This is a genomic window from Salinisphaera sp. T5B8 (genome assembly GCF_040361255.1).
Lineage (GTDB): Bacteria > Pseudomonadota > Gammaproteobacteria > Nevskiales > Salinisphaeraceae > Salinisphaera.
Genome location: NZ_APNG01000002.1, coordinates 218,516 through 241,669, shown reverse-complemented (window position 1 = coordinate 241,669; position 23,154 = coordinate 218,516). Strand labels below are relative to the sequence as shown.

Here is a 23,154-nt window from a genome sequence, read left to right as displayed (position 1 = left end):
CGACCGCCGTGCCCGGCGCTCGGCCTGGTGGCCCTTGTTCGAAGCAAAAAAAAGCCGCCCGACCTTGCGGTGGGCGGCTTCTGCCGTAATGGCGTCCCCAAGGGGATTCGAACCCCTGTCGCTGCCGTGAAAGGGCAGTGTCCTAGGCCTCTAGACGATGGGGACAGTTTTGGTGGAGCCAGGCGGGATCGAACCGCCGACCTCAACACTGCCAGTGTTGCGCTCTCCCAGCTGAGCTATGGCCCCTGATCTGCAGCGAGGGCGTATTGTAGAGATTGCTTGGCCCCTTGCCAACCTCTACAGCACTATTTTTTTAATACGTTTTTCAACGCGTCCACCACACGGCGCTGATCGGCGTCTTCCAGATAGGGGTGCATGGGCAGACTCAGCACGCGCTCGGCCGCGCGCTCCGACTTGGGAATCGCGACATCCGAGTACAGCGGCGGCTGGCGATTGAGCGGCACCGGGTAGTAGACCGCGCTCGGAATGCCGGCGTCGTTAAGCGCCTGGCGTACCTGGTCGCGATTGTCCACTTCGATGGTGTACTGGGCATAGACGCTGGTGCAGCCCTCGGCGATGACCGGCGCGTGCGCCACCCCCTCGAGCAATTCGGCGTAACGTTTGCCCACCCGCGCACGACGTTCGACTTCATCGTCGAAGACTTCCATCTTGGCCAGCAGCACGGCGGCCTGAATGGTGTCGAGACGCCCGTTGATGCCCAGCCGCGGGTGCTGATAGGGCGCGTTCTGGCCGTGGTTGCGCAGTTCGCGCATGCGCTCGGCGAGTGCCGCGTCGGTCGTGAAGGCCGCGCCGCCGTCGCCATAGCAGCCCAGCGGCTTGGCCGGGAAGAAGGAGGTGGCCGCAATCGATGACAGACCGCAGGAACGCTTGCCCTTGTAGGTCGCACCGAAGCTCTGGGCAGCGTCTTCGATCACCGGTACGCCGTGGCGTTCGCCGATGGCGTTGATTGCGTCCATATCCGCGGTCTGGCCGAACAGGCTCACCGGTACGATCGCCTTGGTGCGATCGGTGATCTTTTCTTCGATGAGCGCGGCATCGATATTGTAGGTTTCGTCATCGATATCCACGAACACGGGCGTAGCGCCGAGCAGGCCGATCATCTCGCCGGTCGCGATAAACGTGAACGGCGTGGTAATCACTTCATCGCCCGGGCCAATCTCCAGTGCCATCATCGCGACCAGCAGGGCATCGGTGCCGCTGGACAGGGCGATGCAATGGTCGATGCCCACATATTCAGCCAGTCGCGTTTCCAGGGCTTCGACTTCCGGGCCCATCACGTAACGACCGTGATCGAGAACCGCCTGAATGCGGGCGTCGACGTCCGGCTTGATGCGCTGGTACTGGGCTTGCAGATCGATAAGTTGCATCCGGGCTCCCGCTTGCTGGTCAGAAGTATCAAATCGGCCGAATTCTAGCATCGCCGCCACCTGACGGGTGCGCGATCGATTTATGCGTTGACCCGCCGTCGCTTGCGCACTAGAATTTCGCGCTCGCAAAGCGAACCGGGCGGTTAGCTCAGCGGTAGAGCACTGTCTTCACACGGCAGGGGTCACTAGTTCGAACCTAGTACCGCCCACCAGAATTGATCGAGGGTCAGGCCAGTCGGCCTGGCCCTTTTTTATGTCTGGATGCCCAGACCGAACTCGCATCCGTGGGCGCGGTTGCGCATAATCGCCGGCGTTTCAACGCGATCTTAGCCATCGACACAATCAAGGGGTCAGCGTGCATATCACGATTTTCGGAACCGGCTATGTCGGCCTCGTCACCGGCGCATGTCTCGCCCAGAGCGGCAACCATGTGGTGTGCGTGGATATCGACGAAGACAAGATCGCGCGCCTGACGCGCGGCGAAATCCCGATCTACGAGCCGGGCCTGGAGCAGATCGTGCACGATAACGTGCGCTCGGGCCGATTGCGCTTTACCACCGATGCAGAAGCCGCGGTTGCACACGGTATGCTGCAATTCATCGCCGTCGGCACGCCGCCCGACGAGGATGGCAGTGCCGATCTGCAATATGTGCTCAAGGTCGCCGCGACCATCGGCGCGCATATGAACGATTATCGGCTGGTGATCACCAAGTCGACAGTACCCGTGGGTACGGCCGACAAGGTGCGCGATGCGCTGGCGCAAGCGCTGAACGAACGCGGCGTGGACGTGGCGTTCGATGTCGCCTCGAACCCGGAATTTCTCAAGGAAGGCGCCGCGGTCGAGGACTTCATGAAACCTGACCGCGTGGTGGTGGGTGTGGACAGCGATCGCGCCGCCGAGCATCTGCGCGCGCTCTACGCGCCGTTCAATCGCCAGCATGATCGCACCATCGTCATGGATATTCGCTCGGCGGAACTCACCAAGTACGCCGCCAATATCGTGCTGGCGACCAAGATCAGCCTCATGAACGAGCTGTCACAGGTGGCCGATCGCGTGGACGCGGATATCGAACAGGTGCGCAAGGCCATCGGCGCCGACCACCGTATCGGCTATCACTTCATCTATCCCGGCTGCGGCTTTGGCGGCTCCTGCTTTCCCAAGGACGTGCGCGCACTGGCCCAGACCGCGGGCAAGCTAGGCTACGAAACCGAGATCATCAACGCGGTCGAGCGCGTCAACGATCGCCAGAAGCAGGTGTTGTTCGACAAGCTCTCGGCGCATTACGGCGACCTGGCGGGCAAGACCATCGCGCTGTGGGGGCTCGCCTTCAAACCCAACACCGACGATATGCGCGAAGCGCCCAGCTGTACGCTCATGGAAGCGCTCTGGGCGGCCGGGGCGAAGGTGCGCGCCTACGACCCGGAAGCCATGAAGGAAACACGGCGGATCTACGGCGAACGCGCGGATCTGACCCTATGCGACAACGCCGAGCAGGCGGTCGAAGAGGCCGACGCGCTCGTGCTCGTGACCGAATGGCATATTTTCCGGACCCCGGATTTCGCCGATATCGCCCAGCGTATGCGCGCGCCGGTGCTGGTCGACGGACGCAACATCTACAAGCCGTCTTATGTGGCACAGGCCGGATTCACCTACTACGGTATCGGCCGCTCCGCGGCCAGTGGCGCAACGCGTCACGTCGTATAAAATACGCGCCGTTACAGGTCTTTCAGGGGTTTAGAGCATGCCCATTTACGAATATGTCTGCCGCAACTGCGGCCATGAGCTGGAACGGCTCCAGCGCTTGTCCGACGAGCCGCTAACCCAGTGTCCCGCCTGCGATACGCCAGAACTCAAACGCAAGATTTCCGCGGCCGGATTTCGACTCGCAGGCGGTGGTTGGTACGAAACCGATTTCAAATCCGACGGCAAGCGCAATATTGCCGGCGACGACAAGACCTCGACATCCAGCGCCTCGTCGAGCAGTGGCGAAAGCACCAAATCCGATACCGCCACATCGCCGGCCAAACCGGCGGCGGCCGACAAGAAGACCGACACCGCCAGCAAGCCCGAGAAAAAGACCAGCACGGCCTCGTCGCCCAAGGCCGATAGCTGAATAAAGCCGCGCGCCGGCCTGGGCGCACGGCAGGTCAGTGCCGGCCCGGCGCGCCCGGCCGGCATTGATTCAGCGCATGGCTACCGGCGATGCGGCGCATCTTGCTAGACTCGCGCTCTTTTGCAGACCTCGAAGACGATAGCCATGATGCGATCCCACTACAGCGGCGATGTCAGCGCCGCTGACATCGACAGCGAAATCACCGTCTGCGGCTGGGTGCATCGCCGCCGCGACCATGGCGGCGTCATCTTTGTCGACCTGCGCGATCGCAGCGGCCTGATCCAGGTCGTGTTCGACCCGGACGAACCCGACACCTTCGCGGAAGCCGAAAAACTGCGCAGCGAGTACGTGATTCAGGTGACCGGGCGCGTACGCGCACGCCCCGAAGGCACGGTGAACACGAACCTGGCCTCGGGCGAGATCGAGGTCTATACCACCGCGCTGACCGTGCTCAATGCCTCGGAAACGCCGCCGCTGCAGCTCGACGATACCGAAAACGTGGGCGACGCCGCGCGACTGCGCTATCGCTATGTGGAACTGCGCAAGCCGCGCATGCAACGCCATATGCAGCTGCGTGCCCAGGTGACGCGTGCGGTGCGCAATGCGCTCGACGAGCTCGGCTTTCTGGATATCGAAACGCCGATTCTCACCCGGGCCACGCCGGAGGGCGCGCGCGACTATCTGGTGCCCAGTCGGACGCAGCCGGGCCATTTCTTTGCGCTGCCGCAGTCGCCGCAGCTGTTCAAGCAGCTGCTGATGGTGTCGGGCATGGATCGCTATTATCAGATCGCGCGCTGTTTCCGCGACGAGGATCTGCGCGCCGACCGTCAGCCCGAGTTCACCCAGATCGATATCGAGGCCTCGTTCGTCGATGCCGACGACATCATGGCGATCAACGAAACCATGATCCGTTCGCTGTTCGCCGATGTGCTCGACGTGAAGCTGCCCGATCCGTTCCCGCGCATGACCTATGAAGAAGCGATGCGCCGTTTCGGCTCGGACAAACCGGACCTGCGTATCGATCTGGAACTGGTCGATATCGCCGATCTGGTGGCCGATGCCGACTTCAAGGTGTTTTCGGGCCCGGCCAACAGCCAAACCGGGCGCGTGGCGGTCATGCGCGTGCCGGGTGGTGCGAGCCTCACGCGCAAGCAGATCGATGGCTATACCGAGTTCGTCGGTCGCTACGGCGCCAAGGGCCTGGCTTATGTGAAGGTCAACGACACCTCCGCGGGCCGGGACGGCCTGGCCTCGCCGATTCTCAAGTTCCTGTCCGACGCGGCGGTGGACGGCATCATGTCGCGTAGCGGCGCCGCCGATGGCGATCTGCTGTTCTTCGGCGCGGATACGGCCACCGTGGTCAACGATGCCCTGGGCGCGTTGCGCGTACGCCTGGGTCACGATCTGGGCCGTATCGAAGGCGATTGGGCGCCGCTTTGGGTCGTGGATTGGCCCATGTTCGAATACGATCCGGAAGCCAAACGCTGGGACGCGTTGCATCATCCGTTCACCGCACCCGCGGTCAACGATGCCGACGCGCTGCGCAACGATCCCAAGAATGCGCTCTCTCAGGCCTACGACATGGTGCTCAATGGCACCGAAATCGGCGGTGGCTCGGTGCGTATTCATACCCCGGCGATGCAGCAGGCCGCCTTCGATGTGTTGGGTATCTCGCGCGAAGACGCCGAAGAGAAGTTCGGCTTTTTGCTCGAGGCGCTCAAGTTCGGCGCGCCGCCGCATGCCGGCATTGCCTTCGGCCTGGATCGTTTGGTCATGCTCATGGCCGGTGCGGATTCGATTCGCGAAGTGATTGCGTTTCCCAAGACCCAGACCGCGACCGACCTGCTCACTGGCGCGCCGGGACTGGCGGACAATGCCCAATTGCGTGAACTGGGTATTCGGCTGCGCGCGACCGGCGACAGCAAGGCCGCGAAAGACAGCTAACGCGCCTGACGCCAATACCGCAAAACCCTTGGGCTTCAAAGCCGGCGCCGCCGAGAGCGGTCGCCGGCTTTGTTGTATCTGGCATTCGCTTTTGACCGTGTGACCCGCACCCAGTAACTGTCGATTCAGAGTTTGGGATAAAAATCCTAAATTCTGGGCGGCGCGCCCAACGCGCTACTGCAAAGGGGAATACGTAATGACAGTTTCCAAGCCAACCGGTGGGCGATTGCGTCGACAGGTGCATGTTGCGCTCGTCGGCACGTCGCTCGCCGCCGTCGTGCCCGGGGCAATGGCGGCAACGATAACCGTCGATTCGGCCGCTGATATGAGCGGCGCCGGCCAGTGCACGCTGCGCGATGCGATCGCCGCAGCGAACCAGAATGAAATGGTCGGCACGTGCGCGGCGGGTGACGACGCGAACGACACCATCGTTTTCGCCAGCAGCGTGTCGGGTTCGACGATTACGCTGGGCGGTAGCGCGTTGCCAACGATCGCCGCCGGCTCGACGCTGACCATCGGCATGTCCAGCGGCGATGATGCCGACAGCGCCAATAATTCGATGGCGATGACCATCGATGCAAACAACCAAAGCCGTATCTTCACGAACCAGGGCAACCTCACGCTTAACGGCCTGACGCTGGTCAACGGCGTGGCGACTATTTCCGGCGGCGACGCCGATGCACGCTCCGGCGGCGCCATTCTCAACGACGACGGCGGCGTGCTGACCGTTAACGGCGGCGCCATGAACAACAACACCGCCGATCGCGCGGGCGGCGCCATCGAAGAAGCCTCGGGCGCGACGGCCGCGAACCTCGATGACGATACCGCGAACGACAACGTCCGCGTGACGCTCAACGACGTCAACTTCAGCGGCAACAACGCCGGCATGAATCCCGGTAACGGCGGTGCGCTGCACGTGACCGGCAGCGGCGATATTGTCGTCAACGGTGGTACGTTCAACGCGAATATCGCCGAAGAAGGCGGCGCGCTCTGGAACAACGGCGGCACCCTGACCGTGTCGGGCGCAAGCTTCACGCAAAATCGGGCCAGCGGCACCGAAGCCGATATGGGCGGCGGCGCGATCTTCGGCCAGGTCGGCGGCGCAAACGGCACGGTGGTCGTATCCGATGCCACGTTCGTGTCGAACATGGCCGGCAACTCGGACGATAACGAAAGCTCGGCCTCGGGCGGCGCCATTCTGGCCGGCGACGGCACCACGCTGACGATCTCCGACTCGGTGTTTCGCATGAACACGGCCCGGCGTGCCGGTGGCGCCATCGAAGTGCTGGCAGGCAGCACCACCACGCTCGACAACGTCACGGCGACCGGCAACGATGCGGGCGCGAGTCCCGGCAACGGTGGCTTTCTGCACGTGACCGGCGACGGCGACGTCGATGTGACCGGCGGCTTGTTCGCACGTAATACCGCGGTCGAAGGCGGCGCTTTCTGGAACAACCAGGGCACGATGACCCTCGACGGTGTCTCCATCGTCAACAACGAAGCCACCGGTGCCGATGCGACCCAGGGCGGCGGCGGCATCTATGCCGAAGGCAACGACATGGGCGATAGCGGCACGCTCACGATCACGGCCAGCCGTATCGCCATGAACCGTGCATCGGGCACCTCCGGCTCGGGCGGCGGTATTCTGGTCAGCCCGAATGCCACTGCGAACATTACCGATACGCGCATTGCGGGTAATACCTCCCAGCGTGCCGGCGGCGGTATCGAGAACGCAGGTGGCAGCGTGACGCTGACCGAGGTCACGCTGGGTGGCACGGCAAGCGCTGACGGCAATGATGCCGGCGCCAACCCGGGCAACGGCGGTGGCCTGCATATCGGCGGTAGTGGCACAACCACGATCGTCGACTCCAGCGTGGGTAACAACAAGGCCGTGGAAGGCGGCGGTCTGTGGAACTCGGGCGGCGGTACGCTCGATGTCGACAACAGCACCGTGGCGCAGAACAGCGCGACCCGTGGGGCCGGCGTGTATCTCGACGGGGCCGGCGGCACCATCACCCTCGACTATGTCAGCGTGACCAATAATCAGGGCAGCGGCGTGTTCGCGGTCGACGGTGCGGGCGGTTCCATTACCGTGAACAACAGCCTTGTGTCCGGTAACAGCCCCGATCTCGGCAGCGGCGTGACCGCCGATGGGGCGAACGGCAACGTCACCGGCGAGGTGGCCTTCAACGGCGCGTATCGCCTGTATGGCGGACCGACCGCGACCCAGCCGTTGGCCACGGACAGCGCGGCGCTCGACACCAACGCGGACTGTGCGGCCACCGACACCGATCAGCGCGGCGCCGAGCGCGGTTTCGATGCCGTGGGCCCGAATAATGGGGACGGCGACTGCGATAGCGGCGCGTTCGAGCTCACCGATGATCCGGTGGTACAAGCAACCCGCCTGAACCTGGGTTCGGCGGTGATCGGAAACGACGATGCCGATGCCGTGGTGCTGGGTGTGCGGCTGGCCAACAACAGCGACACCGCGGTGACGATTGGCGGCTTCTCCGGCTACGTAAATCGCGACGATCGGCTGCCGGCCGGTATTGACCCGAGCGACATCCGTCTCACGGTCTATGCCGACAGCAACGACAACGGCCGCTATGACATGGGCAGCGACATGTCGGTAGGCAGCGCAACCCTGGATGAGGGCTACGACTTCACCGTGACCTTCAACGGCGGGGGGCAGAGCGTGTCTGCCAACGATAGCGTGAGCTACTTCGTCGTGGCCGATCGGGTCGAACAGGTCGATCTTGTGGGCGGCGTGGCGACTGTACAGCTGCCCACGTCGCTTTATGCGGGCGGTGGGCTGCTTGCGCTGCTCGGCCTGGTCTCGGTCGGTGGCGTGCGCCGGCGTACGCAGTATCTGCTGATCGCGGGCGCGCTGGTGATGATGCTCACCGCCTGTAGCGATAGCGATGGCGATCGTGGGGTCACGATCAATCAGCCGGGCAACGATCGGATGGGCGAAGGCGAAGTCACCTTTGTACTACGCCAGATCGAGGGCACCGGAACCGACTTGCTGATCGGCGACGGGCTGCCAATCACCGGGCCGACCGTTTCGTTCCAGGCACAGGCCACGGCCAACGATTCGAACTAAATCAACGGCGGGTCATTCGTGTACGACCGGCCCGGGTTCTGCCCGGGCCGGTTTTTTTGCATGGGCTATGCGGCGCGCGGCGCCAGCAACCCGCGCGCTGTGTCGTGCCCGCCGACGCGTGCCCGTTTGCCAAGCGATCGCTTACTTTGACGTATCGCGTAGAAGGCGTGCACTGCGCACGATGCTGATTCGCTCGCCGTTCTGTGGGCCGCTCAGGCGTACGCGCCTGCCATTTTCGACACGGGCGAAGAAGCTATCGGCATCGATCTCGTCGCCCTCGGTATCGCGATACACGGTGGTGTCGTCGGCCAGCTCGGCGGTGACGCCCGCGACCACGATCGTGGCCGTGTTGTCGTTGCGCTCAAATTGCATCACCTGGCCGGATACCGCGGCATTGGACGTACCGGCCGGCAGCCGCTCGAGGCTGCGTACGGTCGCCTTGTCCGCGTCGATATAGAGCTGGACGCGGATCGTGTCGCCACGGACGAGGGTGCCGATGCGCAGGCTGCGGTCGCCGTTTTCGCGGCGCTCGATATAGCGAGTGTCGTCGCGCACATCGATACGCCGGCCGAGCAGCGTAATGGTCCCGGCCGTGGTGTCGATCGTGTCGATATCGGCTTTCAGCATCGCGTTCGCCGGGGGTTCGACACGCACGGTGCGCGCCTTGACCCGGCCGTTTTCGAACACGCCGCGCGCGCTGATATACATACCGTTGGAGAGCTCGCTCGCCAGGTTGTCCAGACGCTGCGCATCGTCGGCGTCCATACGCCAGCCGCCGGCCACGAAATCCGATTGGTCGACATAATCCCGGATCTGGGCACCCACTAGCATCTGTCGGCCCGCGGGGGGCTGCTTGAAAACGCTTACGTTGAGGCGGCTGGCGATCATCGGCGCATCCGGCGATTCGGCCCGTGTGCCGAAGGCCTCGATCCGACTGCCTACGACCAGCGCCGAACGATCGGGGCGAATCTGTGCATTGGCGAAGTCGATGGTCTGGTCGCCAACGCGCAGGCGGGTGGCCTCGATCGAATCCACCGTGCCTTCGATTTCGAGCGTCGAGTTGTTGGGCACGAATCCGGTCTCGCTACGCCGGATCGACTGGGCATGGACGCGGTTATCGGTCTGGGTGAAGCCGCTCACCGCGATCAGATCGCCTGCGGCGAGTTCCTCGGCCGGTGCGTTGACAAAGACCGTATCGCTGTCGAATTCCACGGTCTGGCCGAGTGCGACCAGGGTGCCAGTATCGCCGTCGGTTTCGATTTGGTCGATCGGCCCGTCGAGGGTGCGCTCGTAGACGATACGTGTGGCCCGTGCCTGGCCGGCGGCATCGACTGTGCCGACCACGGTCACGAGATCGCCCGGGCTGAGCCGGGATTCGGTCACCGGCTCGCCAACGAATACGATCTGGGCAGCGTCGGTTTCGAACTCCACGCCGTCGATATAAACGCTGCCAAACCCCGAGACGATGCCGGTGCCCTCGATACCGGCCTGTTGGCCGCCACCGTCGTTGCCGCCATCGGAGCCACAACCGGCGACCGTCAGTAGCGCGAGCAGGCTGACCAGCAGCGCGGCCAGCGCGCGCTTGGTCAAGCCGGCGTTATCCAGAGCGGTCATCATCCGGGCTCTCCCCCTTGTCTTCGAAATAATAGATACCCACGCCGGTGCGGGTATGCGGTGTGTGCTCGTCCTTCGGGTCGACCTCATGGCGATCGAGCCAGTCGTCGAGCGTTTCCAAAAGTTGTTGGGCCTGCGCCGAAACCAGACGATGGAATACGGGCAAGGCGCGTTTATCGACGCGCGTATTGAATACCGTGCGCTGAAAACGCGGTTTTTTATCCGCCGCCGACGAGAGATTGTGTTCCAGTGTCGACAGCAGATCGTGACCGGCCGAGCCGAGCATGCGCAGGCGTTCGCTATCGCCCAGCCCGGGCAGATAGGCGCGATTGAGCACGCGCACCGTGCCGTCGGTGTCGCGCTCGACCGAGTGCACGCGTTCGAGCTCGTCGAGGATGGCCATCACCGGGATATCGCCGCTGTAGCGCCGTACCAGGGCACTGAAGCCGGTGTGTTCGTCATCCAGTACGAGCGGCCGCGGGGCGCCTTCGTCGTCGGTGAAATCCGGATCCCGATGCCAGCCCGATAGCACGCGCGTGGCGCGGTTTGCGCCGCCCCAGCGGCTGGTGTCGTATTGTGAATCGGCTTGTTCGCGCAGGCGTTTGACTTCCTTGCGGGTCAGCCCGGTCACGATTGCGACATGCGAATCGGTCGCCCGCTTGCCTTCGGGCGTGAACGACTCGCGCGCAACTTCGGCATAAACCGCGCGCACGATCGCGTCGAAGTCGCGATGGGCGATGCCCTGGCCGAGCATGATGCGCACCAGCGGGCGTAGCAGGCGATGCGCTGCCCGCGCGAGCCATTGACGATCGTGTTGGGTCATGGCGCGAGTATAAAGGTCAAGCGCCCGGCACCGACGCGCTAGCCCGGTTGTGGTACATTTTCCTGACGATTCGCCGACCGATCATAAGCATGTCTGCAACTGCTCTGGCCTTGCAGGATTTCGCCCGTTACGACGATGCAGCCTGCGATGCGCGTATTCGTGCCGCCAAGGCGGCGCTGGGTTCACGTTGTGCGATTCTGGGTCATCACTACCAGCGCGACGAAGTCTTCGCCCATGCCGATTTCTCGGGCGATTCGCTCAAGCTATCGGCCCAGGCGGCACAATCTGATGCCGAGTACATCGTATTCTGCGGTGTGCATTTCATGGCCGAGGTCGCCGATATCCTCTCGCGCGACGATCAGACTGTGATCCTGCCCGATATGGCGGCCGGCTGCTCGATGGCCGACATGGCCAACTTGCGCAATGTCGAGCGCGCGTGGCGCGAACTCGCCGAGGTGCTAGAGCCGGACGAGGCGATCACGCCGGTGACCTATATCAACTCCGCGGCCGATCTCAAGGCCTTCTGCGGTCGCCATGGCGGCATCGTGTGTACATCATCGAATGCGCGCGGCGTACTGGACTGGTCGTTTTCGCGCCGCGAAAAGGTACTGTTCTTTCCCGATCAGCATCTGGGGCGCAATACCGCCTACGACATGGGCATTGGTCTCGACGAGATGGTGGTCTGGGATTTCGACAAGCCCATGGGCGGGCTAACGGTCGAGCAGATCCGCGCGGCGAAGATGATTCTCTGGAAGGGCTTCTGCTCGGTTCATCAGATGTTTCATCCCAACCACATCAAGAAGTTTCGGGAAGAACACCCGCACGGCAAGGTGATCTCGCATCCCGAAAACGCCTTCGAGGTCTGCCAGGCTTCGGATGTAGTGGGCTCCACGGAAACCATCCTCAAGACGGTGCGGGCCAGCGAGCCGGGCAGCCACTGGCTGGTGGGCACGGAGCTGAATCTGGTCAATCGCCTGCACCACGAAATGGCGGCAAAGGACGTGAAGGTCCAATTCATGTCACCCGTGGTGTGCATGTGTTCGACCATGTTCCGGACTGATCCGCAGCATCTGGCCTGGGTGATGGAAAATCTGGCCGAAGGGCATGTCGTGAACCAGATCAAGGTCGACGCCGACGAGGCCCGCGAGGCCAAGGCCGCGCTCGATCTCATGCTCGAAATCACCGCGTAGCGCTGCGTGGGCCCCATATGTGGGGTCGGCCGCGCGTGTGCGCTACACTATGCGCCCCTACAAGCTTCGAAAACGTGTTGGCGAGCGCGAATCGCGCCGCCGTCGCTGTGCTTTTTTCGTACTTCAACCCGAGCATTCGAACATGTTTGATTCTGCCCAGCGCATCGCCGAATTCGACCCGGAACTGGCCGCGGCCATGGCCGACGAGGATCAGCGTCAGGAAGACCATATCGAGCTGATCGCTTCCGAGAACTACACCAGCCCGCGGGTAATGCAGGCCCAGGGTAGCCTGCTCACCAACAAGTACGCGGAAGGCTATCCCGGCAAGCGCTTCTATGGCGGCTGCGAATATGTGGATGTGGCCGAGCAGCTGGCCATCGACCGTGCCTGCAAGCTCTTTGATTGCGATTTCGCCAACGTGCAGCCGCACTCCGGTGCGCAGGCGAATGCGGCGGTCTATCTCGCCCTGGTCAAACCGGGCGATACCATTCTCGGCATGAGCCTGGATGCGGGCGGCCATCTCACCCACGGCGCGGCCCCCAATTTCTCCGGCAAGAATTACAATGCCGTGCAGTACGGGCTCGACCCCGAAACCGGCGAACTCGACTACGACGAAATTCAGCGTCTGGCCGATGAACACAAGCCGAAGATGCTGATCGGCGGTTTTTCTGCCTATTCGCGTCGTATCGACTGGGCGCGTATGCGTCAGATCGCCGACTCGGTCGGCGCCTGGCTGCTTGTCGACATGGCCCATGTCGCGGGGCTCGTGGCGACCGGCCAATACCCCAGCCCGTTGCCGCATGCCCATGTCGTGACCACGACCACGCACAAGACACTGCGCGGGCCGCGCGGCGGGTTGATCCTGTCGGCCGCCGGCGACGAAAAACTCTACAAGAAGCTCAACAGCGCGGTCTTTCCGGGCACCCAGGGTGGGCCGCTCATGCATGTGATCGCGGCCAAGGCCGTGGCCTTCAAGGAAGCGCTGGAAAGCGATTTCGAGACCTATGCGCGCACGATCGTGGCTAACGCCAAGGCCATGGCTCAGGTCTTCATCGATCGCGGCTATCACGTGGTATCCGGCGGCACCGACAACCATCTGATGCTGGTGAGTCTGGTCAAGCAGGATATTACCGGCAAGGACGCCGAGGAATGGCTCGGCAAGGCGCATATCACCGCCAACAAGAACGCCGTACCCAACGATCCGCGCTCGCCGTTCGTGACGTCCGGGCTGCGTATCGGTACGCCGGCGGCGACGACCCGTGGCTTCAACGAAGACGATGTGCGCCAGGTCGCGACCTGGATTTGTGACGTGCTCGATGCCCTGGCCAACAACGGCGATATCGCCAGCGAGGCCGACCGGGTGCGCAAGCAGGTCAATGAGCTGTGTGCGCGTTACCCGGTATATCGCCAGGCCGCACGCGGCGCCGCCTGAGCCGGGCATAGCGAACAGGGAAGCCACGCATGCAGTGTCCGTTCTGCGATGAGCGCGCTACGCGCGTGGTCGATTCGCGCCTGGCCGCCGAAGGCAGCCAGGTGCGCCGTCGGCGTGAGTGTCCGGCCTGCGGCGCGCGCTTTACCACCTTCGAAACGGCCGAACTGGTGTTGCCGCGTATCGTCAAGAATGACGGCACGCCCGAACCGTTCGACGAGGCGAAGCTGCGTCAGGGCATTACTCGCGCGCTCTACAAACGACCTGTGGCGGCGGAGGCGATCGATACCGCCATCAGCCATATTCTTCAGCGTCTGCGTACCGATGCCGAGCGCGAAGTCGCTTCGCGCCAGCTTGGCGAATGGGTAATGGAGGAATTGCGCGAACTCGATCAGGTGGCGTTCGTGCGTTTCGCCTCGGTCTACCGGCGCTTCGAGGACGTACAGGCCTTTCGCGAAGAAATCGAGCGCCTTGAAGCCACGCCCGGCCGGCGTAGCGGTCAGCTGTCGCTGATCGACAGCGCAGCCGGCGAGGAGCCTGGTCAGCGATGAGCGTAACGCCCGTGCGACAGGCGGTGCATGCCTATTTCATGCAGCGCGCGATCGAGCTGGCGCGGCGGGGCTGGTACACCACCCGCCCGAATCCGCGTGTGGGCTGTGTGATCGTGCGCGGTGAGACCGTGATCGGCGAAGGCTGGCACGAGCGAGCGGGCGAAGACCATGCCGAAAAAGCCGCACTCGCGGATGTCGAACGCCGTGGCGATAACGCTCGGGGTGCCACCGTCTATGTCACCCTCGAACCCTGCAGCCATACTGGGCGCACCGCGCCCTGTGTGGATGCGCTGATCGGCGCGGGCGTGGCCCAGGTAATCATCGGCGCCACCGATCCGAACCCGCAGGTCAACGGCCAGGGCATAGCCCGCCTGCGCGATGCCGGTATCGAGGTGATCGCCGACGTGGTGGCCGATCGCTGTCGGGCGCTCAATCCGGGGTTTGAAATGCGCATGCGCGCGGGCAGGCCACGCGTGCGTGTGAAGCTGGCGATGAGTCTCGATGGACGTACCGCGGCGGCCGATGGCAGCAGCCAATGGATTACCGGCGATGTCGCCCGCGACGATGTGCATCGGCTACGCGCGGAAAGCGGCGCGGTCATGGTCGGGCGGGGCACCCAGCAGGCCGACGACCCGGGGCTGAATGTGCGGCTCAAGGGCCAATGGCCACAGCCACTGGCGGTGGTGCTCGATACCCATCTGGCGATGTCGGCCAGCGCCCGGCTGTTCGAAACGGCGGCAGGTGTACTCGTTTATACCGCCAGCGGCGATCGCGAGCGTATCGATGCGCTGGAACAGGCCGGCGCGCAGGTGGTATCCATTGATACCCACGACGATCGTGTCGATCTGGACGCGGTCCTGGCCGATCTTGGTCAACGCGAGATCAACGACGTGCTGGTCGAATCCGGGCCCGCGCTGGCGGGTGCGCTCGCCGAGGCCGGATTGGTGGACGAATATGTAATCTATATGGCGCCCAAGCTGTTGGGCGATGGCGGGCGCGGCTTGCTGCACATGCCCGGGATTGGCTCGATCGCCGATGCGCGTCAGCTGGCCATCGATACCGTCGAACCGGTCGGCGCGGACTGGCGTATCACCGCGCGCCCGGCCGCCACGCAAAAGGACTGACCATGTTTACCGGCATCATCAAGGGTCTCGGCCGTGTTGCGGCCCTCGAGGAACGCGGTGGCGATACGCGTATCGTCATCGATACCGGCGATACCGATCTCGGCACGGTCGCGATCGGCGACAGTATTGCCGTGTCGGGTGTTTGCCTGACCGCGGTGGAGCTGGACGGGCGCTCCTTCGCTGCCGATGTCTCGCAGGAAACCCTGTCGCTGACCACGCTCGGCGCACTGGAGGTCGGTAGCGCGGTCAACCTGGAAGGCGCGCTGCGCGCGGGCGAGCCGTTGGGCGGGCATCTGGTGTCCGGCCATGTGGACGGCTTCGGCGTGCTCCAAGCGCGAGAGCAGGATGCACGCTCCTGGCGACTGACGTTTTCGGTGCCGGCGCATCTCGCACGCTTTTTTGCGCCCAAGGGCTCGGTATGCGTGGACGGCATCAGCCTGACCGTCAACGAGGTCGAAGGCGATCGTTTCGGCGTGAATATCGTGCCGCATACGATGGCGCATACCACGCTCGGCGAACGTGCCGTGGGCGACCGCGTGAATCTGGAAATCGATGTCATCGCGCGCTATCTCGCGCGTCTGATCGCGACCGACTGAATCCCTGTCCCGCGGTGGTAGACTGCGCCGCGGCATGCGCATGCATGCACGCTACGGCGTTCGTATCCCGCGTTTTTGAAGGAATCCGCTATGGCCATTAGCCCGATCGAAGAGGTCGTGGACGACATGCGCAACGGTCGCATGGTGATCATGCTCGACGACGCCAATCGCGAGAATGAAGGCGACCTGATCATGGCCGCTGAATGCGTACGCCCCGAAGACATCAACTTCATGGCGCGCTACGGCCGTGGGCTGATCTGTCTCACACTTACCCGCGAGCGTTGTCGCCAGCTGCATCTGCCGTTGATGGTGGCGGCCAGCGACGAAGCCCAGTCGACCAATTTCACCCTCTCGATCGAAGCCGCCGAAGGCGTGACCACGGGTATTTCCGCGCACGACCGCGCCCAGACCGTGCGTGCCGCGGTCAAACGCGATGCCCAGCCGTCGGATCTGGTTCAGCCGGGGCATATCTTTCCGTTGATGTCGCAGCCCGGTGGCACGCTGGCACGCGCCGGCCATACCGAAGCCGGCTGCGATCTCGCCCGGCTGGCGGGTTTGGAGCCGGCGTCGGTGATCGTCGAGATTCTCAACGAAGACGGCACCATGGCGCGCCTGCCGGATCTCGAGCAGTTCGCCGCCGAGCACGATATCAAGCTGGGTACGATCGCCGATCTGATTCGGTATCGCATCGAAAACGAACGCACCGTCGTGCGCGTGACCGAGTCCCAAGTCGAGACCGAGTTCGGCCCGTTCACCCTGTATTCCTTCGAAGACGAAGTCGACAAGGTGCTGCATTTCGCGATGGTGCGCGGCGAGATCGATGCGGAGACGCCCACGCTGGTGCGCGTGCATGTACGCAATACGCTCGCCGACATGCTGGGCGTGCGCCACGGCGATTTCGGCTGGCCGTTGCGCGATACACTCGCACGCGTTGCCGAAGAGGGCTGTGGCGTGGTGGTGATTCTGCGCAAGCCTGAAACCGCGCGCGAGTTGATCGAGCGTATTCGCATCGTCGAAGGCAACGCGCCATCGCACGCGCCGGACGGTGCGGGCGACGAAAGCCGTATCCTGCGCACTTACGGCGTGGGCGCCCAGATTCTCACCGACCTAGGCGTGCGTCGGATGCGCGTGCTGTCGGCGCCGATGCGCCTGCAGGGGATTTCCGGCTTCGGCCTCGAAGTCGTCGAATACGTTCAGGGCAAGCACGACACGCAATAAATTGCGGGCGTCGTGCGATAATATCGATCGGAATCAAAAGGGCGGCCATCATGCGCAGCATTCAAGGAGAATTCGACGGCGACGGTTTGCGTATCGCCATCGTGTGTACTCGCTGGAACGACGATATCGTCGATCGTCTGGTCGACGGCGCGCTCGACGTGCTCAATGACTGCGGCGTCGACGACGGCGATATCACGCTCGTGCGCGTGCCCGGCGCGTTCGAGCTGCCGTTGGCGGTCGATCGGCTTGCCGACGGCGAGGATTACGACGGCATTATCGCCCTCGGCGCGGTGATTCGCGGCGAAACCCCGCACTTCGATTTCGTCGCGGGCGAGTGCGCCAAGGGCCTGTCGGCGACCGCGCTTGAATATGGCGTGCCGGTGGGCTTTGGCGTAATCACCGCCGATAACGCCGAACAGGCCGATGCGCGCGCGCAGCCCGACGAAGACCACAACAAGGGCGCAGAGGCGGCCAGCGCGGTGGTGGAAATGGCCTCGCTGCTGCGCATGATCGGCGAATAGCGCGAAAAGAGCATCCGACGTGATCATCAGCGACGACCAGGTTCAATACGAATCCCAGGAAACGGACGGCCCGGATCAGGACGAGTTGCCCACGCCGGCGCGCGTGCCCGGCGGCGCGCGTATTCGCGCGCGCATGGCGGCCGTGCAGGCGATTTATCAATGGCGCATGAGCGGCACCGATCTGGGTGAGCTGATCCTGCAGTTCGCCCAGGCCGGACGATTGCGTGAACTCGATCGCGAGTATTTCGAAACCCTGCTGCGCGGTGTGGTCTACGACGTCAGTGCGCTCGAGGCCGCGTTCGATCCGTATCTGAGCCGGCCCGCGGTCCAGCTGGACCCGGTGGAATACGCGATTCTGCTGCTGGCCACCTTCGAATTGCGTGATCGTATCGAGATTCCGTTCGCGGCCATCATCAACGAGGCCACGAACCTCGCCAAGACCTTCGGCGCCACTGATGGGCATCGCTTCATCAACGGCGTGCTGGATGCGACCGCGCGCTCGCTGCGAGCCAGCGAGATCCAGGCGCGCAAGTAACGCCTCATGCGTGAATTCGCGCTTGTCGACCGGCTGGCGCAGCGCCTGAACCCGCAACGGGCTGATACGCGCCTGGGCATCGGCGACGACGCCGCGCTGATCGCGCCACCGCCAGGCCAGGAACTGGCCATCACCACCGACACACTCATTGCCGGGCGCCATTTTCCGAGCGATACGGCGGCGTTCGATATCGGCTACAAGGCGCTTGCGGTCAACTTGTCGGATCTCGCAGCGATGGGTGCAGCGCCCGCATGGGTAACGATCGCGCTCGCCGCGCCCGAGCTCGATGCCGACTGGTGCGATGCATTGCTCGACGGCGCACTCGCCGCGATTGGCCGTGCTTCGGTGGACATTATCGGCGGCGATACCACCCGCGGTGAACTCACACTTACGATTACCGCGATTGGCTGCGTGCCGCCATCGGCGGCGCTGCGTCGCAGCGGTGCGCGTGTGGGGGATTTGATCGCGGTCACCGGTACGCTCGGCGATGCGGCTTATGGTCTGCAGTGCTGGGACGCGCGTGCCAGCGCGAGCCCGGATCAGCAGGCATGTATCGCGCGTCTGACCCGGCCGAGCTGGCGCACGGGATGGGCGTTGCGTGGCCTGGCCAGCGCGGCGATCGATGTCTCCGACGGGTTGGCGGCCGATCTCGGCCATATCCTGAACGCCAGCGGTGTCGGCGCCTGCGTGAATATCGACGCATTGCCGGCCTCGCCGGCGCTCGCGCGTGCATGCGATCGCGATCAGCGGCGCCAGCTGCAATTCGCCGGTGGCGACGACTACGAGCTATGCATCACGCTCGCCGACAGTGCGCTCGACAGCGCCCGCGCCGCCCTGGATTGTCCGTTGACGGTGATCGGCCGCGTCGAGGCCGAAGCCGGGCTGCGTGTGGTCGATCGCGAGGAACGTCCGTGGGCCGTCGAAGATACCCGCGGCTGGGACCATTTTGCTTAGTTTCCCTAGGCTTGACGCCTGACCTAGCGGTCGAAGTGCGCAGCGCAAAACCGCCGCTTTCGGGCGCGTTCAATAGCGGCCGCAGGCGGGCTGAAAACCCAGTGCACAGGCGCGATCGAAATAGCCGCTGGCCTGGTCGGACTCGCCCAGTCCGCTGCGGCTTTCGCCGAGCAGAAACAGCGCTCTTGGATTGTCGGGATGGTTTGCGAGCAAGGGCTCGAGCGCGTTGATCGCGCGCTGGTAGCGCCCGTCGTCGACATAAACACGGGCCAGGGCTTCCTGTATCGCAGCGGAGTCGGGGGCCAGCGCATGGGCCTGGCGGTAGTCGAGTTCGGCCTGATCACGCTGGCCGCGCGCGGCCAGGGCCAGGCCGCGGCGATAGTAGGCCTGGGCGGCTTTGGGGCGCAGCGCGATGGCCGCGCTGAATTCGTCGATGGCGTCATCGAAACGGGCTTCGGAAAATGCCGTCCGCCCGCGTTTGATCGCCGCGTCGGCTGCATAGCGCTGATAGCCATTCGCGCCGTTGGCCACCAGCAGGTCGGCGATAGCCGCCTCGTCGTGATTCAGCGCGTAGGCCAGTGGTGCAACGCCCGCGGCAGCCGCCTCAGGGTCGGCACCGCGGGCCAGCAACAGGCGGACGGCATCGCTATGGCCACCGACCACGGCCTGGAACAGGGCGGTGCGCCCGTGATCGTTACGGGCTTCGATATCCGCGCCCAGATCGAGCAGATAGCCGATCATGGGTTGATGACCGGAACGTGCGGCCATGATCAGCGGCGTATTGTGCTCGTGATCCGTGCGCCGGGGATCGGCGCCGGCGGCCACCAGGATATGCGCAATTTCGGTGTTGCCCTGTTCCGGTTGCCAGGCGGATACCCAGAGTGGTGTTTGTTCCCATTTGTTGGCGGCATCGGCGTTCGCGCCCGCGGCGATCAGGGCGCGGGCAATAGCCGGGTGATAGGCCTCGGCGGCCCAATGCAGGGCGGTAAAGCCATTGCGTCCGTCGCGCGCTTCCAGCTCGGCGTGGTGCCGGATAAGCGTACGCACGGCGGCGAGGCTGCCATATTCGGCGGCGATATTCAGTGGGGTCTGGCCGCGCGGGGTGCGCAGGTTCGCCGACAGCCCGTTGTCGAGTGCCGCGTTAATGGCGCTGACATCATCGCGGGCAGCGGCATAATGCAGGCACTGCCAACCTGCGTGTTGTTCGCGCACCGCATCCACCGCGCGCGTGGCGAGACAGCCGATATCGCGATAGGGGTCGAGCGCGAGCGCGGCGAGCACGCCGGCTACGCCAATCACCACGATCGCGATTACCGTTTTCATACGTCTATAGTAGGAGCCTGCAGCGGATAAACCAAACAGGCCCGGCCGGCCGTTGAATACGCGTGGTTTGGCGACACAGACGTCGTGGCACGCCGAGAACGAGGCGGATTTCCAGTCGCGAAGTGGCGACGTTCGCGCCATTTTTCGGTCTTCGGGCGGCCAGCCCCGATGGTGGTTTTTCAACCGCGCGCAACGCGCGTCGAGCGCGCCTCGCCCATCGTGAAAATGGGCGATCGCGGCGCGACGGTCGCCCTTGATATACGGCATGACTTGCGCGAGTCGGTAGACTGTGGCGCTTGCCTCGTGTCCCAACAGCGACGTTTTCGCCCCATGATCGAACTGCACGACAGCCTCAGCGGTCAGCGCCAGCCTCTCGAAACCCTCGAACCGGGTCATGTACGACTTTATGTTTGCGGCGTAACGGCCTATGACTACTGCCATCTTGGCCACGCGCGGGTAATGATCGTGTTCGATATGTTCGTGCGCTATCTGCGCGCGATGGGGTGGCGGGTGACTTACGTGCGCAATGTCACCGATATCGACGACAAGATCATCAACCGCGCAAATGAAACCGGGGATACGCCCGATGCGATCGCCGCACGCTTCACCCAGGCCATGCGCGAAGACGAAGCCGCGCTGGGGCTGACCGCGCCCACCGCGGAGCCCACCGCGACCGGCCACGTTGCCCAGATCATCGCCATGATCGAGCGCCTGATCGAAAACGGCGCGGCTTATGCCAGCGATAACGGCGATGTGTATTACGACGTGAGCACGTTCGAAAACTATGGCGCGCTATCGGGCCGGCGCATGGCCGACCTGCGTGCCGGTGCACGGATCGCGGTCAACGAAGCCAAGACCGATCCGCTGGATTTCGTGCTCTGGAAGGCAGCCAAACCCGACGAGCCGAGCTGGGATTCGCCCTGGGGCCAGGGCCGGCCCGGCTGGCATATCGAATGCTCGGCGATGTCCACGCATTGCCTGGGGGCGAGTTTCGATATCCACGGCGGCGGGCTGGATCTGCAGTTCCCGCACCATGAAAACGAGATCGCCCAGAGCGAGGCGGCGACCGGCCAGCGCTATGTCACCACCTGGATGCATAACGGTTTCGTGACCGTCGACGACGAAAAGATGTCGAAATCGCTCGGCAACTTCCTGACCATTCGCGATGTGCTCGCCCAGTACGACGCCGAAACCGTGCGCTATTTCGTGCTGGCCACGCATTATCGGAGTCCGCTGGCCTATAACGCCGATGCCATGGACGCTGCCACCAGTGCGTTGTCGCGGCTTTATACCGCCTTGCGCGATGTGGCGCCGGTGGACGGGGCAAACGCGGCCGCCGACGCGTTCGAAACACGTTTCACCGACGCGATGGCCGATGATCTGAATACGCCGGCGGCGATTGCGGTGTTGTTCGAAATGGCGCGTGAGTGCCAGCGCCTGAAAGGCGAAGACGCGCAGGCTGCCGGCGCGATCAGCGCGCGGCTGGCCGGGTTGGCCGCGCGTATTGGCCTGCTCGAACAATCACCCCAGGCGTTTCTGCAGGGCCAGGCCGGCGACGACGGGCTGAGCGCGGATGCGATCGAGGCCATGCTCGCAGAGCGGCGCCAGGCCCGCGCGGACAAGGACTTTGCCCGCGCCGATGAAATCCGTGATGAACTCACCGGTCAGGGCATCGTGCTCGAAGACGGCCCGGAGGGAACACTCTGGCGCCGTGGTTGAACCCGCGCGCTAACCCTCGGCCGTAGCCTGCTCACGCAGCTCGGCCGCGCGCAGGGTGTTGCTCATGAGCATGGCGACGGTCATGGGGCCGACGCCGCCGGGTACGGGCGTAATCCACGCCGCGCGCTCGGCGGCGGCTTCGAATTCGACATCGCCCACGAGCTTGCCGGAATCCAGGCGGTTCATGCCCACATCGATCACGGTCGCGCCTTCGCGGACCCATTCGCCCTTGATCAGTCCCGGCTTGCCCACGCCGACCACCAGAATCTCGGCCTGACCGACTTCGTATTCGAGATCACGGGTAAAACGATGGCAGACGGTGGTGGTCGCCCCCTTGAGCAGGAATTCGAGTGCCATCGGTCGGCCCACGATATTGGACGCGCCCACCACCACAGCCTGGCGGCCGCGAAAGGGCTCCTCGATGGATTCCAGTAGCCGTACGATACCCAGCGGTGTGCAGGCACGCAGTTGCGGCACGCGCTGGGCGAGCCGGCCGACGTTGTAGGGGTGAAAGCCGTCAACATCCTTGTCCGGCCGTACCCGCTCGATGACCTTGGTCGCATCGATATGCGCCGGCAACGGCAGCTGCACGAGCACGCCGTCGATCGTATCGTCGTCATTGAAGCGGTCGATCAGCTCGAGCAGCTCGGCCTGCGAGATGTCGGCGTCGGGATAGACGGCCTGCGAAACAAGTCCCGCCTGCTGGCAGGCTTCGATCTTCTTGCCGACATAAATCTTCGAGGCGGGATCGCTGCCGACCAGAATGACGGCGAGCCCGGGGGCGCGCTGTCCGCGCGCAAGGCGCTGTTGCACCGCATCGCGTACGGCATGACGAAAATCCTGGGCGATCTGCTTGCCGTCGATAAGGCGGGCGGCCATGGGCATCAAGGCGGTTGGGAAAAGTGCGCGGATTTTCGCACGCTCCGCGAAGGGCCACAATTTGGCTGGGCGAATCCAGCCATCTGCAGGCGATGCTCGCATGCCGAGCGGCGACCAGATAGAATTCGC

At 64.0% G+C, this 23,154-nt stretch carries 20 protein-coding genes and 3 tRNA genes; 15 read left to right on the top strand and 8 right to left on the bottom strand.

The window, feature by feature from the left end:
• Positions 1 to 89: 89 nt before the first annotated feature.
• From T5B8_RS02925 to T5B8_RS02915, 3 genes are all read right to left on the bottom strand, one after another.
• Positions 90 to 165: transfer RNA gene (locus T5B8_RS02925), tRNA-Glu, on the bottom strand.
• A 5-nt stretch (positions 166 to 170) separates the two neighbouring features.
• Positions 171 to 246, bottom strand: a tRNA-Ala gene (locus T5B8_RS02920).
• Positions 247 to 305: 59 nt separating this feature from the next.
• A complete protein-coding gene (locus T5B8_RS02915; RefSeq protein ID WP_353176064.1) occupies positions 306 to 1,439 on the bottom strand; it encodes a DegT/DnrJ/EryC1/StrS family aminotransferase in 1,134 nt (377 codons plus the stop codon).
• 86 nt (positions 1,440 to 1,525) lie between these two features.
• On the opposite strand from T5B8_RS02915, the gene T5B8_RS02910 reads away from it, so the two are divergent.
• From T5B8_RS02910 to aspS, 4 genes are all read left to right on the top strand, one after another.
• Positions 1,526 to 1,600 (top strand) — tRNA-Val (locus T5B8_RS02910).
• A 143-nt stretch (positions 1,601 to 1,743) separates the two neighbouring features.
• Positions 1,744 to 3,093, top strand: coding sequence for a UDP-glucose dehydrogenase family protein (locus tag T5B8_RS02905; protein ID WP_353176062.1), 1,350 nt, complete (start codon positions 1,744 to 1,746; stop codon positions 3,091 to 3,093).
• Positions 3,094 to 3,130: 37 nt separating this feature from the next.
• Positions 3,131 to 3,502, top strand: coding sequence for an FmdB family zinc ribbon protein (locus T5B8_RS02900; protein ID WP_353176061.1), 372 nt, complete (start codon positions 3,131 to 3,133; stop codon positions 3,500 to 3,502).
• A 147-nt stretch (positions 3,503 to 3,649) separates the two neighbouring features.
• Complete coding sequence (aspS, locus tag T5B8_RS02895; RefSeq protein ID WP_353176195.1) at positions 3,650 to 5,446, top strand: aspartate--tRNA ligase; 1,797 nt, start codon at positions 3,650 to 3,652, stop codon at positions 5,444 to 5,446.
• A gap of 174 nt (positions 5,447 to 5,620) precedes the next feature.
• On the opposite strand, the gene T5B8_RS02890 is transcribed toward aspS, so the two are convergent.
• Positions 5,621 to 6,019, bottom strand: a complete 399-nt coding sequence (locus T5B8_RS02890; RefSeq protein ID WP_353176060.1) for a hypothetical protein — start codon at positions 6,017 to 6,019, stop codon at positions 5,621 to 5,623.
• On the opposite strand from T5B8_RS02890, the gene T5B8_RS02885 reads away from it, so the two are divergent.
• On the top strand, positions 6,012 to 8,549 hold the full coding sequence (locus T5B8_RS02885) for a beta strand repeat-containing protein (RefSeq protein ID WP_353176058.1): 2,538 nt from the start codon (positions 6,012 to 6,014) through the stop codon (positions 8,547 to 8,549). The two genes, T5B8_RS02890 and T5B8_RS02885, sit on opposite strands and share 8 nt — an antisense overlap.
• A gap of 141 nt (positions 8,550 to 8,690) precedes the next feature.
• Here the strand turns inward: T5B8_RS02885 and T5B8_RS02880 are convergent, their stop codons facing one another.
• Both T5B8_RS02880 and T5B8_RS02875 read right to left on the bottom strand, forming a co-directional pair.
• Positions 8,691 to 10,166 carry a DUF5666 domain-containing protein gene (locus T5B8_RS02880; protein ID WP_353176056.1) on the bottom strand — a complete coding sequence of 492 codons (1,476 nt, stop codon included), beginning with the start codon at positions 10,164 to 10,166 and terminating at the stop codon, positions 8,691 to 8,693.
• A complete protein-coding gene (locus T5B8_RS02875; protein WP_353176054.1) occupies positions 10,147 to 10,986 on the bottom strand; it encodes a DUF6502 family protein in 840 nt (279 codons plus the stop codon). The genes T5B8_RS02880 and T5B8_RS02875 overlap by 20 nt, the downstream gene beginning before the upstream one ends.
• Before the next feature lie 89 nt (positions 10,987 to 11,075).
• On the opposite strand from T5B8_RS02875, the gene nadA reads away from it, so the two are divergent.
• The 9 genes from nadA (at position 11,076) to thiL (ending at position 19,104) form a co-directional block, all read left to right on the top strand.
• On the top strand, positions 11,076 to 12,176 hold the full coding sequence (gene nadA, locus T5B8_RS02870; protein WP_353176052.1) for a quinolinate synthase NadA: 1,101 nt from the start codon (positions 11,076 to 11,078) through the stop codon (positions 12,174 to 12,176).
• A 142-nt stretch (positions 12,177 to 12,318) separates the two neighbouring features.
• On the top strand, positions 12,319 to 13,608 hold the full coding sequence (glyA, locus tag T5B8_RS02865; protein ID WP_353176051.1) for a serine hydroxymethyltransferase: 1,290 nt from the start codon (positions 12,319 to 12,321) through the stop codon (positions 13,606 to 13,608).
• A gap of 29 nt (positions 13,609 to 13,637) precedes the next feature.
• Positions 13,638 to 14,156: a transcriptional regulator NrdR gene (gene nrdR, locus T5B8_RS02860; RefSeq protein WP_353176049.1), complete on the top strand. Its 519-nt coding sequence runs from the start codon at positions 13,638 to 13,640 to the stop codon at positions 14,154 to 14,156.
• Positions 14,153 to 15,280, top strand: a complete 1,128-nt coding sequence (ribD, locus tag T5B8_RS02855) for a bifunctional diaminohydroxyphosphoribosylaminopyrimidine deaminase/5-amino-6-(5-phosphoribosylamino)uracil reductase RibD (protein WP_353176047.1) — start codon at positions 14,153 to 14,155, stop codon at positions 15,278 to 15,280. The genes nrdR and ribD overlap by 4 nt, the downstream gene beginning before the upstream one ends.
• 2 nt (positions 15,281 to 15,282) lie before the next feature.
• Positions 15,283 to 15,876, top strand: a complete 594-nt coding sequence (locus tag T5B8_RS02850; RefSeq protein WP_353176045.1) for a riboflavin synthase — start codon at positions 15,283 to 15,285, stop codon at positions 15,874 to 15,876.
• A 90-nt stretch (positions 15,877 to 15,966) separates the two neighbouring features.
• The gene (gene ribBA / locus T5B8_RS02845; protein ID WP_353176044.1) at positions 15,967 to 17,094 is read left to right on the top strand and encodes a bifunctional 3,4-dihydroxy-2-butanone-4-phosphate synthase/GTP cyclohydrolase II; all 1,128 of its coding nucleotides are present in this window, start codon (positions 15,967 to 15,969) and stop codon (positions 17,092 to 17,094) included.
• 50 nt (positions 17,095 to 17,144) lie between these two features.
• Positions 17,145 to 17,615, top strand: a complete 471-nt coding sequence (gene ribH / locus T5B8_RS02840; protein WP_353176043.1) for a 6,7-dimethyl-8-ribityllumazine synthase — start codon at positions 17,145 to 17,147, stop codon at positions 17,613 to 17,615.
• 19 nt (positions 17,616 to 17,634) lie between these two features.
• Entirely contained in the window at positions 17,635 to 18,150 is a 516-nt protein-coding gene (gene nusB / locus T5B8_RS02835) for a transcription antitermination factor NusB (RefSeq protein WP_502950771.1), read from the top strand.
• Between the two features lie 6 nt (positions 18,151 to 18,156).
• Positions 18,157 to 19,104, top strand: coding sequence for a thiamine-phosphate kinase (gene thiL / locus T5B8_RS02830; RefSeq protein WP_353176042.1), 948 nt, complete (start codon positions 18,157 to 18,159; stop codon positions 19,102 to 19,104).
• Between the two features lie 69 nt (positions 19,105 to 19,173).
• On the opposite strand, the gene T5B8_RS02825 is transcribed toward thiL, so the two are convergent.
• A complete protein-coding gene (locus tag T5B8_RS02825) occupies positions 19,174 to 20,427 on the bottom strand; it encodes an ankyrin repeat domain-containing protein (RefSeq protein WP_353176040.1) in 1,254 nt (417 codons plus the stop codon).
• A gap of 330 nt (positions 20,428 to 20,757) precedes the next feature.
• Between T5B8_RS02825 and cysS the strand changes: the two genes are divergently transcribed.
• Positions 20,758 to 22,146: a cysteine--tRNA ligase gene (cysS, locus tag T5B8_RS02820; protein WP_353176038.1), complete on the top strand. Its 1,389-nt coding sequence runs from the start codon at positions 20,758 to 20,760 to the stop codon at positions 22,144 to 22,146.
• A gap of 9 nt (positions 22,147 to 22,155) precedes the next feature.
• Here the strand turns inward: cysS and folD are convergent, their stop codons facing one another.
• A complete protein-coding gene (folD, locus tag T5B8_RS02815) occupies positions 22,156 to 23,025 on the bottom strand; it encodes a bifunctional methylenetetrahydrofolate dehydrogenase/methenyltetrahydrofolate cyclohydrolase FolD (RefSeq protein WP_353176037.1) in 870 nt (289 codons plus the stop codon).
• Positions 23,026 to 23,154 lie beyond the last annotated feature (129 nt).

What these genes read in the sequence shown, in the direction of transcription:
- cysS (WP_353176038.1), top strand. Translation starts at nt 20,758, where the DNA reads ATGATCGAACTGCACGACAGCCTCAGCGGTCAGCGCCAGCCTCTCGAA.
- T5B8_RS02885 (WP_353176058.1), top strand. Translation starts at nt 6,012, where the DNA reads ATGACCATCGATGCAAACAACCAAAGCCGTATCTTCACGAACCAGGGC.
- nadA (WP_353176052.1), top strand. Translation starts at nt 11,076, where the DNA reads ATGTCTGCAACTGCTCTGGCCTTGCAGGATTTCGCCCGTTACGACGAT.
- folD (WP_353176037.1), bottom strand. Translation starts at nt 23,025, where the DNA reads ATGGCCGCCCGCCTTATCGACGGCAAGCAGATCGCCCAGGATTTTCGT.
- glyA (WP_353176051.1), top strand. Translation starts at nt 12,319, where the DNA reads ATGTTTGATTCTGCCCAGCGCATCGCCGAATTCGACCCGGAACTGGCC.
- T5B8_RS02915 (WP_353176064.1), bottom strand. Translation starts at nt 1,439, where the DNA reads ATGCTAGAATTCGGCCGATTTGATACTTCTGACCAGCAAGCGGGAGCC.
- ribH (WP_353176043.1), top strand. Translation starts at nt 17,145, where the DNA reads ATGCGCAGCATTCAAGGAGAATTCGACGGCGACGGTTTGCGTATCGCC.
- thiL (WP_353176042.1), top strand. Translation starts at nt 18,157, where the DNA reads ATGCGTGAATTCGCGCTTGTCGACCGGCTGGCGCAGCGCCTGAACCCG.
- T5B8_RS02880 (WP_353176056.1), bottom strand. Translation starts at nt 10,166, where the DNA reads ATGATGACCGCTCTGGATAACGCCGGCTTGACCAAGCGCGCGCTGGCC.
- T5B8_RS02825 (WP_353176040.1), bottom strand. Translation starts at nt 20,427, where the DNA reads ATGAAAACGGTAATCGCGATCGTGGTGATTGGCGTAGCCGGCGTGCTC.
- ribBA (WP_353176044.1), top strand. Translation starts at nt 15,967, where the DNA reads ATGGCCATTAGCCCGATCGAAGAGGTCGTGGACGACATGCGCAACGGT.
- nrdR (WP_353176049.1), top strand. Translation starts at nt 13,638, where the DNA reads ATGCAGTGTCCGTTCTGCGATGAGCGCGCTACGCGCGTGGTCGATTCG.
- T5B8_RS02900 (WP_353176061.1), top strand. Translation starts at nt 3,131, where the DNA reads ATGCCCATTTACGAATATGTCTGCCGCAACTGCGGCCATGAGCTGGAA.
- T5B8_RS02890 (WP_353176060.1), bottom strand. Translation starts at nt 6,019, where the DNA reads ATGGTCATCGCCATCGAATTATTGGCGCTGTCGGCATCATCGCCGCTG.
- ribD (WP_353176047.1), top strand. Translation starts at nt 14,153, where the DNA reads ATGAGCGTAACGCCCGTGCGACAGGCGGTGCATGCCTATTTCATGCAG.
- T5B8_RS02850 (WP_353176045.1), top strand. Translation starts at nt 15,283, where the DNA reads ATGTTTACCGGCATCATCAAGGGTCTCGGCCGTGTTGCGGCCCTCGAG.
- aspS (WP_353176195.1), top strand. Translation starts at nt 3,650, where the DNA reads ATGCGATCCCACTACAGCGGCGATGTCAGCGCCGCTGACATCGACAGC.
- T5B8_RS02875 (WP_353176054.1), bottom strand. Translation starts at nt 10,986, where the DNA reads ATGACCCAACACGATCGTCAATGGCTCGCGCGGGCAGCGCATCGCCTG.